Source organism: Micromonospora sp. NPDC049900 (assembly GCF_044461025.1).
Taxonomy (GTDB): Bacteria; Actinomycetota; Actinomycetes; order Mycobacteriales; family Micromonosporaceae; genus Micromonospora.
Window position 1 is genome coordinate 1 of the sequence record NZ_JBITKM010000008.1, and the last position, 12,637, is coordinate 12,637.

The 12,637-nt window shown below is 74.6% G+C and carries 12 protein-coding genes and 1 tRNA gene; 9 read left to right on the top strand and 4 right to left on the bottom strand.

The features are described from left to right. The first annotated feature begins 226 nt into the window (after nt 1-226). The 8 genes from fdh to ACIBMZ_RS18810 all read left to right on the top strand — a co-directional run bounded on the left by fdh (nt 227) and on the right by ACIBMZ_RS18810 (nt 9,419). Complete coding sequence (fdh, locus tag ACIBMZ_RS18775; protein WP_396695375.1) at nt 227-3,517, top strand: formate dehydrogenase; 3,291 nt, start codon at nt 227-229, stop codon at nt 3,515-3,517. Then, complete coding sequence (locus tag ACIBMZ_RS18780) at nt 3,517-4,587, top strand: 4Fe-4S dicluster domain-containing protein (protein WP_396695377.1); 1,071 nt, start codon at nt 3,517-3,519, stop codon at nt 4,585-4,587. The genes fdh and ACIBMZ_RS18780 overlap by 1 nt, the downstream gene beginning before the upstream one ends. Nucleotides 4,588-4,754: 167 nt before the next feature. Next, nucleotides 4,755-5,699, top strand: a complete 945-nt coding sequence (nrfD, locus tag ACIBMZ_RS18785) for an NrfD/PsrC family molybdoenzyme membrane anchor subunit (RefSeq protein WP_396695379.1) — start codon at nt 4,755-4,757, stop codon at nt 5,697-5,699. Between the two features lie 53 nt (nt 5,700-5,752). Further along, nucleotides 5,753-5,848, top strand: a tRNA-Sec gene (locus ACIBMZ_RS18790). Between the two features lie 20 nt (nt 5,849-5,868). After that, the gene (gene selA, locus ACIBMZ_RS18795; protein ID WP_396695381.1) at nt 5,869-7,167 is read left to right on the top strand and encodes an L-seryl-tRNA(Sec) selenium transferase; all 1,299 of its coding nucleotides are present in this window, start codon (nt 5,869-5,871) and stop codon (nt 7,165-7,167) included. A gap of 2 nt (nt 7,168-7,169) precedes the next feature. Further along, nucleotides 7,170-8,972: a selenocysteine-specific translation elongation factor gene (selB, locus tag ACIBMZ_RS18800; protein ID WP_396695840.1), complete on the top strand. Its 1,803-nt coding sequence runs from the start codon at nt 7,170-7,172 to the stop codon at nt 8,970-8,972. 4 nt (nt 8,973-8,976) lie between these two features. After that, on the top strand, nt 8,977-9,174 hold the full coding sequence (locus tag ACIBMZ_RS18805) for a hypothetical protein (RefSeq protein WP_013733930.1): 198 nt from the start codon (nt 8,977-8,979) through the stop codon (nt 9,172-9,174). Nucleotides 9,175-9,242: 68 nt separating this feature from the next. Further along, nucleotides 9,243-9,419: a hypothetical protein gene (locus ACIBMZ_RS18810; protein ID WP_396695868.1), complete on the top strand. Its 177-nt coding sequence runs from the start codon at nt 9,243-9,245 to the stop codon at nt 9,417-9,419. Between the two features lie 9 nt (nt 9,420-9,428). Here the strand turns inward: ACIBMZ_RS18810 and ACIBMZ_RS18815 are convergent, their stop codons facing one another. From ACIBMZ_RS18815 to ACIBMZ_RS18830, 4 genes are read right to left on the bottom strand one after another with little or no spacing between them, the layout of a single operon-like run. Beyond that, nucleotides 9,429-10,076, bottom strand: coding sequence for a hypothetical protein (locus ACIBMZ_RS18815; protein WP_396695383.1), 648 nt, complete (start codon nt 10,074-10,076; stop codon nt 9,429-9,431). 51 nt (nt 10,077-10,127) lie between these two features. Then, nucleotides 10,128-10,598, bottom strand: coding sequence for a hypothetical protein (locus tag ACIBMZ_RS18820; RefSeq protein WP_396695385.1), 471 nt, complete (start codon nt 10,596-10,598; stop codon nt 10,128-10,130). Beyond that, nucleotides 10,595-10,810 (bottom strand): phosphatidylethanolamine-binding protein, encoded by a 216-nt coding sequence (locus ACIBMZ_RS18825; RefSeq protein WP_396695386.1) that lies wholly within the window; start codon nt 10,808-10,810, stop codon nt 10,595-10,597. The genes ACIBMZ_RS18820 and ACIBMZ_RS18825 overlap by 4 nt, the downstream gene beginning before the upstream one ends. A 41-nt stretch (nt 10,811-10,851) precedes the next feature. Next, nucleotides 10,852-11,754 (bottom strand): universal stress protein, encoded by a 903-nt coding sequence (locus ACIBMZ_RS18830; protein ID WP_396695388.1) that lies wholly within the window; start codon nt 11,752-11,754, stop codon nt 10,852-10,854. Nucleotides 11,755-11,883: 129 nt separating this feature from the next. Between ACIBMZ_RS18830 and ACIBMZ_RS18835 the strand changes: the two genes are divergently transcribed. Further along, entirely contained in the window at nt 11,884-12,630 is a 747-nt protein-coding gene (locus tag ACIBMZ_RS18835; protein ID WP_396695390.1) for an SAM-dependent methyltransferase, read from the top strand. Nucleotides 12,631-12,637 lie beyond the last annotated feature (7 nt).

Genomic DNA, 12,637 nt, shown 5'->3' on the forward strand with positions numbered 1-12,637 from the left:
CAGTGTCCCCGGGCCTCACCTAAATTGCCGTCGCGGAATACCGTTCGGCTGGAGCCGCGTCGCGCCACTCGCCGAGAGGCGACCTGCACACCGACACCCACCGCCGCCCCCGGCCCGATACGGGTCGGGGGCGGCGTCCGTTCCGGGGCGGTTTCTGCCGCACCGGCTCGCTGCCCTGCCGGTGCTGCCCTAAGGTCAGGGCAGGGCGGCGAGCGAGGAGGCGGACGTGGGACTGCGGGACAGGTTGCTGGGCTGGCCGGTCTACCGGCAGCTCACCGGCACCGACCCGCTGGGCCGGGGTGCCGCCGTCCAGTCCGCGCGCAGCGCCGGGCTCACCGCCCGCACCGAGGACGCCGACGAGGTGGCCAGGTCGGTCTGCCCGTACTGCGCGGTGGGCTGTGGTCAGCGGGTCTTCGTCCGCGACGGCCGGGTGACGCAGATCGAGGGCGACCCGGACAGCCCGATCTCCCGGGGGCGGCTGTGCCCCAAGGGTGCGGCCAGCAAGAGTCTGGTGACGAGTCCGCTGCGGCAGACGACGGTGCGGTACCGCCGGCCGTACGGGACCGAGTGGGAGGACCTGGACCTCGACACCGCACTGGACATGATCGCCGATCGGGTGTTGGCGGCGCGGGCGCAGACCTGGGAGGACGTCGACGCGCAGGGGCGTCCGCTGAACCGCACGCTGGGCTTCGCCAGCCTGGGTGGCGCGACGCTGGACAACGAGGAGAACTACCTCATCAAGAAGTTGTTCACGGCGGCGGGCGCGTTGCAGATCGAGAACCAGGCCCGGATTTGACACTCCGCCACGGTTCCCGGTCTGGGAGCCAGTTTCGGTCGCGGTGGTGCGACGGTCTTCCAACAGGACGTGGCGAACGCTGACGTCATCGTCATCCAGGGCTCGAACATGGCCGAGGCCCATCCGGTGGGTTTCCAGTGGGTGATGGAGGCCAAGAAGCGCGGGGCGAAGGTCTTCCACGTCGATCCGCGGTTCACCCGGACCAGTGCGGTGGCCGACGCGTACCTGCCGATCCGGGCCGGGACCGACATCGTGTTGCTGGGTGCGGTGGTGAACCACATCCTCGTCAACGAGTTGGACTTCCGCGAGTACGTGTTGGCGTACACGAACGCGGCGACGATCGTCAGTGACGACTTCGTCGACGCCGAGGACGCCGAGGGGCTGTTCTCCGGGTGGGACCCGGAGTCCGGCAGCTACGTGCAGGACAGTTGGCAGTACGCGGGCCACGAGCGGGACTCGGGCAGCGGTGGCACCGCCGACGAGCGGGACACCGCCGCGGGGCTGCGGCACGAGTCGCACGGTGCGCCGGTGTCGGGTCGGACGGACCGGGACGAGACGCTGCGACATCCGCGCTGCGTCTACCAGATCCTGAAGCGGCACTTCGCCCGCTACACGCCGGAGATGGTGGAGCGGGTGTGTGGCCTGCCCCGGGAGCGGTTCCTGGAGTTGGCCCGGGCCTGGACGCAGAACTCGGGTCGGGAGCGGACCGGGTGTCTGATCTACTCGGTGGGGTGGACCCAGCACACCGTGGGCGTGCAGTACATCCGCACCGGGGCGATCATCCAGTTGCTGCTGGGCAACGTGGGTCGTCCGGGTGGTGGGGTGTTGGCGCTGCGCGGGCACGCCAGCATCCAGGGGTCCACGGACATCCCGACGTTGTTCAACCTGCTGCCGGGTTATCTGCCGATGCCGCACCACGCCAAGCACGTGACGTTCGACGACTGGGTGGACGGCATCCGGCATCCGGGGCAGAAGGGCTTCTGGGGCAACGCCCGCGCGTACGCGGCGAGTCTGCTCAAGGCGTACTGGGGTGACGCGGCGACGCCGGAGAACGACTTCTGTTACGGCCACCTGCCCCGGATGACCGGGGACCACGGCACGTACCAGCAGGTGCTGGACATGATCGCGGGCAAGATCAAGGGGTACTTCCTGCTCGGGCAGAACCCGGCGGTGGGGTCGGCGCACGGGCGGGCGCAGCGGCTCGGTATGGCGAACCTGGACTGGCTGGTGGTCCGCGACCTGTTCATGATCGAGAGTGCGACCTTCTGGCAGCGCGGTCCCGAGGTCGCCACCGGGGAGATCGTGCCGCAGGAGTGCCGTACCGAGGTGTTCTTCCTGCCCGCCGCCGCGCACGTGGAGAAGGAGGGCACGTTCACCCAGACCCAGCGGCTGGTGCAGTGGCGGGAGAAGGCGGTCGAGCCGCCCGGCGACGCCCGCTCCGAGCTGTGGTTCTTCTATCACCTGGGGCGTCGGCTGCGGGAGAAGCTGGCCGGTTCGTCGCTGCCGCGCGACCGGGCGCTGCTGGACCTGGCCTGGGACTACCCCACGCACGGCCCGCGCGAGGAGCCGGACGCCGAGGCGGTGCTGCGGGAGATCAACGGGTACGACACCACGACCGGCCGCCCGCTGTCCGCGTTCACCGAGGCCCGCGACGACGGTACGACCGCGGTGGGCTGCTGGATCTACACCGGTGTGTACGCCGACGGGGTGAACCAGGCGGCCCGGCGGCGGCCCGGCCACGAGCAGGACTGGGTGGCCGCCGAGTGGGGGTGGGCGTGGCCGGCGAACCGGCGGCTGCTCTACAACCGCGCGTCGGCGGATCCGCAGGGGCGGCCGTGGAGCGAGCGGAAGCGCTACGTGTGGTGGGACGCCGAGGCGGGCCGGTGGACCGGGCGTGACGTGCCGGACTTCGAGGTGACGAAGCCACCGTCGTACCGGCCGCCGGAGGGTGCCTCCGGTCCGGCGGCGCTGGCCGGGGACGACCCGTTCGTGATGCAGTCCGACGGGAAGGGCTGGTTGTACGCGCCGAGCGGGGTGCTGGACGGGCCGTTGCCCACCCACTACGAGCCGGCCGAGTCTCCGGTGCGCAATCCGCTCTACGGGCAGCAGGCCAACCCGACCCGCAAGATGTACGCGGATCCGGTCAACCCGACGAACCCGAGTCCGCCCGCGCCGCACAGTCAGGTCTTCCCGTACGTGTTCACGGTCAGCCGACTGACCGAGCACCACACGGCGGGCGGGATGAGCCGCACCGTACGCCCGTTGGCGGAGTTGCAGCCGGAGATGTTCGTGGAGGTGTCGCCGGAGTTGGCCCGCCTGGTGGGGCTGACCCATCTGGGCTGGGCGCACCTGGTCACCTCCCGTGCGGTGATCGAGGCGAAGGTGTTGGTCACCGACCGGATCGTGCCGTTGCGGGTGGACGGGCGGGTGATCCACCAGCTCTGGCTGCCGTACCACTTCGGGTACGAGGGGCTGGTCACCGGGGACTCGGCCAACGACCTGTTCGGCATCACCCTGGACCCGAACGTGCTGATCCAGGAGAGCAAGATCGGCACGTGTGACGTGCGGCCGGGGCGGCGTCCCGTCGGAGCGGCCCTGCGCGCGTTGGTCCGGGACTACGGTGACCGGGCCGGCATCGTGCCGGGCCGCACGCCGCCGGCGGTCACGCCCGGCGTGCCGACCCCGCCCGACGGGGCCGGCGACGAGGAGGGGAAGCACTGATGGTCGACCCGCAGCACCGGTCGGGCCCGTCCGCGTCGCCGAGCCCGGCGTACCAGCCGGCGTCGGCGTCCGGGTGGGTCGACGCGCCGCCACGGATGGGCTTCTTCACCGACACCAGCGTCTGCATCGGCTGCAAGGCGTGCGAGGTGGCCTGCAAGGAGTGGAACGGGGTGCCCGCCTCCGGCCTGGACCTGCTCGGCATGTCGTACGACAACACCGGCGCGTTGACCGCGAACTCCTGGCGGCACGTGGCCTTCGTGGAGCAGCCCCGTCCCTCCGGTCACCGCGACGCGCCCTTCGCCGGCACACCCACCGGCGACCCTGTCAGCGCCGCCTCGGCGGCGACCGCCGCCACCGGCAGCCCGGCGGGCACGAGCAACCCGACCGGTACCGATCCGGGCCTGCCGTCGGGTGACCCGGGGGCCGCGGCCCGGATGACCGAGTTCCTGGGCATGCCGGCCGCCGGGCCGCCGGGGCGTACCGGCAGCGCGCAGGGCCGGTCCGACTTCCGCTGGCTGATGATGTCCGACGTGTGCAAGCACTGCACCCACGCGGCCTGCCTGGACGTCTGCCCGACCGGCTCGCTGTTCCGTACCGAGTTCGGCACGGTGGTGGTGCAGGAGGATATCTGCAACGGCTGCGGCTACTGCGTGTCGGCCTGCCCGTACGGCGTCATCGACCGTCGGGTCGACGACGGGCGGGTGTGGAAGTGCACGCTGTGCTACGACCGCATCGGCGCCGGTCTGACGCCGGCCTGCGCGCAGGCGTGCCCGACCGAGTCCATCCAGTACGGCCCGCTCGACGAGTTGCGGGAACGCGCCGCCGAGCGGGTCGCCACCCTGCACGAGCGGGGTGCGCCGGAGGCGCGGCTCTACGGCCACGACCCGGCCGACGGGGTCGGCGGCGACGGCGCGTTCTTCCTGCTGCTCGACGAACCGGAGGTGTACGGCCTGCCACCGGATCCGCAGGTCACCACCCGGGACCTGCCGAGGATGTGGCAGCGGGCCGGGGTCGCCGCGCTGGCCATGGCGGCGGTGGCGGTCGGCGCGTTCCTCGGTGGCCGGCGGTGAATCCCCGCGACCCGGAGGTGGGTGACAAGTTCCGTCGCTTCCGCGACCAGGCGGCTCGTGGCAGGACCGGCGACCAGGCGGCCGATGGCGGCACCGGCGGGCGGCGGGGCGGTGGGCGCGGGAGGCGGGGCGGTGGGCGCGGGAGGCGCGGTGGCGAGGAGTCGGCGGTGCCCCCGGCCGAGTTCCGCTCCTACTACGGGCGGCCGATCCTGAAACCGCCGGTGTGGACCTGGGAGATCGCCGCCTACCTGTTCACCGGTGGGTTGGCGGCCGGCTCGTCGCTGCTGGCGGCAGGTGGGCAGGTGACCGGCCGTCCGGCGCTGCGCCGGGTCGGTCGGGTCGCCGCGCTGGCCGCGGTGACCGCCAGCGCGGGCCTGCTGGTCAAGGACCTGGGTCGGCCGGAGCGCTTCCATCACATGCTGCGGGTGGCGAAACCGACGTCGCCGATGTCGGTGGGTACGTGGATCCTGAGCGCGTACGGCCCGGTCGCCGGGCTGGCCGCGATCGCCGAGGCGGCACCGCTGCTGCCCGAGCGCGGTCCGCTGGGGCTGGTCGGTCGGGTGTTGCCGCCGGTGGGGCACGCCGCCGGGCTGGCCGCCGCGGCCACCGCACCGGCCCTGGGCACGTACACGGCGGTGCTGTTGGCGGACACGGCCGTGCCGTCGTGGCACGAGGCGTACCCGCACCTGCCGTTCGTCTTCGCCGGCAGCGCCCTGGCCAGCGGTGCCGGGGTGGGGCTGCTCGCCGTGCCGCCCGCGCAGGCCGGTCCGGCGCGGCGGATGGCGGTGGCCGGCGCCGGTCTGGAGCTGTTCGGCGCGCATCGGATGGAGACCGGGTCGGGGTTGCTCGGTGAGCCGTACCGCACCGGTCGCGCTGGCCGGTTGCTGCGGGTCGGGCGGGCGTTGACCGTGGCCGGGGTGGCCGGTGCGCTGCTGGGTGCCCGCAGCCGGGCACTGTCGGCGCTCTCCGGCACGGCGTTGCTGGCCGCGTCGGTGGCGACCCGCTTCGGGGTGTTCCACGCCGGGGTGGCCTCGGCCCGGGATCCGAAGTACACGGTGCTGCCGCAGCGGGAACGTCTGGCGCGGCGCGCCGGGGAGCCGACCGGGCGGTGACCGGTGCCGACTCGGCCCCACGACCGGCGGGCTGCTGTGATCCAATGCTCGGTGGAGGCGTTCAGGCGGCTGGTGCCCCTCCCGGTCTTCAAAACCGGTGTGGTCCGGGATCCGGGCCAGGCGGGTTCGATTCCCGTCCGTCTCCGCCACACGGTGAGGAGATGACGCGATGGGCGGCGTCGACCCGCGGCGTCGGGTGCCGCGTACCGACGCGGTGCTGGCCGATCCCCGGCTGGTCGCGGCTGCCGCCGCCGTCGGCCGGAACCGGGTGAAGGCCGCCGTCCGGCAGGCGCAGGACCAGGCCCGGCGCGGCGAGATCACCCCCGAGGCGGTGCCCGTCGCGGCGCTGGCCGCGCTGCCGTCGGCGGCCCCGCGTGCCGTGCTCAACGCCACCGGCGTGCTGTTGCACACCAACCTCGGGCGGGCCGCCCTCTCCGACGCGGCGGTGGCCGCCGTGGTCGCCGCCGCCGGTCACACCGACGTCGAGCTGGACCTGGGCACCGGCCGCCGGGCCCGGCGGGGCCGCGCCGCCGTCGACGCGCTCGCCGCCGCCGTGCCGGCGGCCGAGGCGGTGCACGTGGTCAACAACGGCGCCGCCGCCCTGGTGCTGGCCGCCACCGTGCTGGCCGCCGACGCCGAGATCGTGGTCAGCCGGGGCGAGCTGGTCGAGATCGGGGACGGGTTCCGCCTGCCGGACCTGCTGACCAGCACCGGGGCCCGGCTGCGGGAGGTCGGCACCACCAACCGCACCACCCCGGCGGACTACGCGGCGGCGATCGGTCCCCGCACCGGTTTCGTGCTCAAGGTGCACCCGTCGAACTTCCGGGTCACCGGCTTCACGTCGGCGGTGCCGGTCCGGCGGCTGGCCGCGCTCGGCGTACCGGTGGTGGTGGACATCGGGTCGGGTCTGCTCGCGCCCGATCCGCTGCTGCCCGACGAGCCGGACGCCACGACGACCCTGCGGGCCGGGGCGGATCTGGTCACCGCCAGCGGCGACAAGTTGCTGGGTGGCCCGCAGGCCGGGCTGCTGCTGGGCTCGGCCGCGCTGGTGGAGCGGCTGCGGCGGTCTCCACTGGCCCGCGCGCTGCGGGTGGACAAGCTGACCCTGGCCGCGCTCGCCGCCACCCTGGGCGATCGGGACACCCCCACCCGGACGGCGCTGCACGCCGACCCGGCGGTGCTGCGGACCCGGACCGAGCTGCTGCGCGACGGCCTGGCCGCCGAGGGGTGCAAGGCCGACGTGGTGCCGTCGGTGGCGGTGGTGGGCGGTGGCGGTGCTCCCGGCGTGGAGCTGGACTCGTGGGCGTTGAGCCTGCCGGAGCGCTACGCCGGCCCACTGCGTGCCGGTGACCCGCCGGTGCTCGGTCGGGTGGCGCGGGGGCGGTTGCTGCTGGACCTGCGGTGCGTGCCGGAGCACGCCGACGCGGCCGTCCGCGTCGCCGTGCTCGCCGTACCGGACGGCGACTGACCATGCTGGTGGTGGCCACCGCCGGGCACGTCGACCACGGCAAGTCGACGCTGGTGCGGACGCTGACCGGGATGGAACCGGACCGGTGGGCCGAGGAACGCCGCCGGGGCATGACCATCGACCTGGGGTTCGCCTGGACCACGTTGCCGTCCGGGGCCGTCGTCGCCTTCGTGGACGTACCCGGGCACGAACGGTTCGTGCCGAACATGCTGGCCGGGGTGGGTCCGGTGCCCGCCGTGGCGGTCGTCGTCGCCGCCGACGAGGGCTGGATGCCGCAGTCCGCCGAGCACCTGGCCGCGCTGGACGCGCTCGGTGTCCGCCACGGCCTGCTCGTGGTGACCCGCGCGGACCTGGCCGATCCGGGACCGGCGCTGGCGCGGGCCCGGGCGGAGCTGGCCCCGACCACGTTGGGTGCGGTCGAGGCGGTGGTGGTCAGCGGGCTCACCGGCGTCGGTCTGCCGGAGCTGCGTGCCGCCCTGGACCGGCTGGCCGCCCGGGTGCCCGCCGCCGATCCGCAGGCGCCGGTGCGGCTCTGGGTCGACCGCAGCTTCACGGTGCGCGGCAGCGGCACGGTGGTCACCGGCACCCTCGGCGCGGGCCGGTTGCGGGTCGGTGACGAGCTGGAACTGGCCGACAGCGGCGAGACGGTGCGGGTGCGTGGCCTGCACCGTCTGGGCGAGGCCCGCGACACCGTCGACCCGGTCGCCCGGGTGGCGGTCAACCTGCGCGGGGTGCCCCGGGACCGGATCGGACGCGGCGACGCGTTGCTGACCCCGGGCCGGTTCCGGTCGACCGACCTGGTCGACGTGCGGCTGACCGGCGACGCGGTGGCCGCGCTGCCGGCCGCGCTGACCCTGCACGTGGGCGCGGCGGCGGTGCCGGTGCGGCTGCGTCCGCTGGGCGGCGACACGGTCCGGCTGCGGCTGGGACGTCCGGTGCCGCTGCTCGTCGGCGACCGCGCGGTGCTGCGCGACCCGGGACGGCACCACGTCGCCGGTGCGGTGACCGTGCTGGACGTGCTGCCGCCGCCGTTGCGTCGCCGGGGCGCGGCAGCCGCGCGGGCGACCGTGCTGGCGACCCTGGACGGTCGGCCGGATCTCGCCGGTGAACTGCGGCGACGTGGCCTGGTGCGGGTCGGGGACCTGGTCCGCGCGGGGGTGCCGGTGCCCGTCGCGCCGGTGGCGGGCGACTGGCTGGCCGATCCCGATCACTGGGCGCGGCTGGCGGTGCGGCTCGCCGACGCGGTGGCCCGCTACGCCCGGGAGCATCCGCTGGAGCCGGGCGCCCCGGTGGAGGTGCTGCGCCGCCGCCTCGACCTGCCCGACCGGGTGCTGGTCGAGGCGCTGGTGCGGGCGCCGCTGCGGCTGGCCGCCGGCCGGGTCGGCGCGGCCGGGGCGGATCCGCTGCCGGAGCCGGTGGCCCGCGCGGTGGCGCTGGTCCGCGACGATCTCGCGGCGTACCCGTTCCGGGCTCCGGACGCCGACCGGTTGGCCGCCGTCGGGCTCGGGGTCCGGGAGATCGGCGCGGCGGTACGGGCCGGTGCGCTGCTGCGCCTGACCGGCAACGTGCTGCTGTTGCCCGGTGCGCCGCAGCAGGCGGCCCGGGTGCTCGCCGGGTTGCCGCAGCCGTTCACGCTCAGCGCCGCCCGGCAGGCGCTGGACACCACCCGCCGGGTGGCGGTGCCGCTGTTGGAGCTGCTGGACCGGCAGGGGCGGACCCGCCGCATGCCGGACGACGCCCGGATGGTGGTCGACGCGGATTCGGCCGATCCACCGGCAGGTGGGCGTTCCGGACGCCTACCGTGACGCCATGGACCCCTCCGCGGTCTGGCGGGACCGGCAGCACCGCTGGCGGATCGAGGCGTACCGGGCGCCGGACCTGCGGTTCGCGATCTTCGCCACCAACGGCACCACCGAGTCGGCGCCGCTGTGGCTGTTCGGGATGTCGGCGCTGGCCCGTTGGCTGATGAGTCACAAGATCTCGCTGGACGACCTGGAGACCGACTGATCGCCCAGTCGGGGGACAGGCCAGGTGAAAGCCGACAAACCGATGTGGCCGCACCTAACGTGCGACGGATGAGGGACCGAGGTATCCGCAAGGTCGTCGCGGTGCTGGCGGGCCTGGCGGTGCTCTACTTCGGCACCACCGGCCGGTCGGAGACCGAGGGCAGCGGGATCTCCGGGGGACTGGTGGTGCTGGCCCTGCTCGCCGCCCTGCTCGTGTGGCACCTGACCAAACCCGGCGACGCTTAGTGACGCCGGTCAGCGGGCCGCCACGCTCCGGTTGAGCTGCCCGGCCGACTCCTCGCCGAGCGCCACCCGCACCAGCGCCGAGGCCAACCGACCGAAGTCGTCGTCGTCGACCAGCCCGGCCAGCCGGTCCGGGGCGGCCGGCAGCCCGAGCCGCTTGGCCCCGGCGACCGCCCGCCGGTCGGCGTACGGACGCAGCTCCGGCCAGACGCTCTGCACCTCGCGCAGGAAGATGTCCGCCCCGGTGGGGCCGATGCCGGGGAACTCGGTGAGCAGCCGACGCAGCGCGGTGCGGTCGCCGCCCGCCTCCCGGTGCAGCCGACGCAGGTCGCCGTGCCACCGGTCCAGGCACAGCCGGGCGCCGGTGCCGAGCATCGTCGCGGTCCGCTCGTCGTAGCGGCGGTAGTGGCCGCGTCCGAGCGCGTCGACGCGCTGCTGCCAGCGGGCCGCCTCCATCGCCTGCGGGGTGCGGTAGCCGGCGGCGAACAGTTCCCGGGCCGCCGCCACCGCCACCCCGGCCCGGATCCGGGTGCTCAGCAGCGTGACGAGCACCAGCAACTGGTACAGCGGCGCGGGCCGGTCGGCGAGGGTGATCCCCGCCTCCTCGGCGTACGTGCGCCGGGTCAGCAGGGCCCGTGCCATCTCGCGGTGATCGCCCATCTCGCCGGAGTACCCGCTGTGGCCCGGCCTAGCCCTGCTCGGGGCACCGCGCTACCGGTGCCCCCACGGCCGCAGCCGGTTCCAGGTGGCTGCGGCCGTCACCCCGTACGCGAGGTGCGGGACGAGATCGGCGAGCCAGTCGACGCGCCGCCAGGTCCGCGGATCGGTGACACCGAGCAGCGTCAACGACCCGTCGGAGAGCGTCATCGCCCCACCGCCGAGCAGCGCGGTCGCCCGCAGCAGCGGCTGGCGTCGACCCCGGGTCAGCGCGGCGAAACCGACGGCGGCGGCCACCCCGAGGCCGTACCCCATCAGCGCGCCGAGCCCGGAGCGCCGGTTGGCGGCCTGCGGCGGCGCACCCAGGTGCAGGTGGGCCGCGTCGGCCACCCGACCGGCGCTCTCCTCCGGGGTCTGGCTGGCCGCGCGGGCCCGCACCACGATGTCCAGGTACGTCACCGTGTTCAGCGCCAGGGTGCCCACCGCACCGGCGATGAGCCCGTCGGCCAGGTGTGCGCCCCTCACTTCTTCGGGTCGCCCGGTTCGCGGTTGCCCTTCGGGCCGTAGGTGCGCTCACCCCGGACCACACCGCGTTGTCCCCGATCCTCCTGGAGGATCCGGTTGGCGGTCTCGTCGGCCTTCTGGTCCGAGGTGCGCCGACCCGAGTCGTCGACGGCGTTGCGGATGCGGGCACGCTGCTTGTCGTAGGCGTTGCTACCCGGACGCGGTCCTGGCATCGCTGTCTCCTCCGAGTCGTCGCGGTGACGGACGTGCGCGTCTACCCGCCTGGTCCGCCGCCAACCCCCGGCGCGCGGACCATCGCCACGGGGCAGTGGCTGTGGCGCAGCGCCGCCTGGCTCACCGAGCCGTGCAGCAGGCCGCCGACCGGACCGTGTCCGGCACCACCGACCACGAGGAGTTGGGCGCCGCGCGAGGCGTCGGTCAGCACGGTGCCGGCCCGTCCGCGTACCGAGTCGCGGGTGACCGACACCTCCGGGTAGCGCTGCGCCAGCCCGGCGAGCGACTCGGCGAGCACCCGGTCGGTGTCGGCGCGCAGCTCCGACTCGTCGTACACCAGCGGCTGCATGTCGCCGGGGCGGGTGGAGACCGGATGCCGGTAGGCGTGTGTCGCGACGACGGAGGTGCCGCGCAGGGCGGCGGTGCGGACCGCGAACTCGATCGCGTACCGGGACGTCTCGGTGCCGTCCACCCCGACCACGACCGGCCCGTCGGCGTGCTCCGTGCCGCGGGCCACCAGCACCGGGCAGCCGGCCGACGCGGCCACCGTGACCGTCACCGACCCCACCACCAGGGCACCGAGACCCCCCAGGCCCTGATGGCCGAGGACGATCATCGCGGCGGTGGGCGCGGCGTCCAGCAGCACCGCGGCGGCCTCACCGTCGACGATCTCGCCGGTGACCCGCAGGTCGGGCGCGACCGCACCGGCCTCGTCGACCGCGTCGGCCACCACCTGCTCGGCCTGCTCCCGCAGCCCGGTGCCGGGCCGGTCGTCGGTCACCGCGGTGACCGGGGTACGCAGCAGCGGCCAGATGAAGGCGTGCCGTACCCGCAGCGGCAGGTCCTGTCGGGCCGCCTCGGTGGCGGCGAGCCGGATCGCGGCGCGGGACGGCTCCGAGCCGTCCACACCGACCACCACCGCCGCGCCGTTGATCGGGTCCACGGGCACCCTCCCGCCGCCGGTCGTCGTCGGGGCCAGTATCGCGGCCCGTGGGGGCCCGGCGGGGCGATACCGGTGAGGGGCACCGGGTCGGTACGCTGACGGCGAATGCCCGGGGAGGGAGCGTCGTCGATGGTGGAGCCCGACCAGCCGAGCACCGCACGGATGATCGATTTCTGGCTCGGCGGGGAGCACCACTACCCGGTCGACGTGGCGGCGGCCCGCGCCTTCGAGCAGGCGTACGGGCCCTGCGCCCCGGTGTTCCGGGCGCTGCGCGCCTTCCTCGGTCGGGCGGTCCGCGCGATCGCCGCCACCGGTGTGGACGGCTTCCTGGTCTTCGGGGCCGGGGTGCCGACGATGGGTACCGTGCACGAGGCGGCCCCCGACGCGACCGTGCTCTACACCGATGTGGACCCGGTGACCATCCGGCTGGGGCAGCAGATCCTCTCCGGCAGCGACCGGGCCGGGTACGGCTTCGGTGACGCCACGGACGTCGGCACGATCGACCCGGCGTTGCTGCACCGGTTCGTGCCGGGCTGGGGTCGGCGGCCGGTGGGGGTGGTGTTCCTCGGGCTCGCCGCCTTCCTCGACGACGAGACGCTCGCCCGGACCCTCGACGAGCTCTACACGGCCGCCGCGTCCGGCAGTCGCCTGGCGATCGATTTCGACACCGAGGAACTCGCCGGCCATCCGGAGGCGCTGGCCATGATGGGTCCGGCGTTCCGGATGCGCGCACCGGCGACGTTCGGGCCGCTGTTGGGCCGGTGGACGCCGACCGAGGACGGCATCGTGCCGGTGACCCACTGGCGTCCGCAGGGCCCGCCGGAGGCGGTGCCGGACGCGTTCCACGGCGCGGTGGCGGTGCGGTCGGCCGGGTGACCATGGA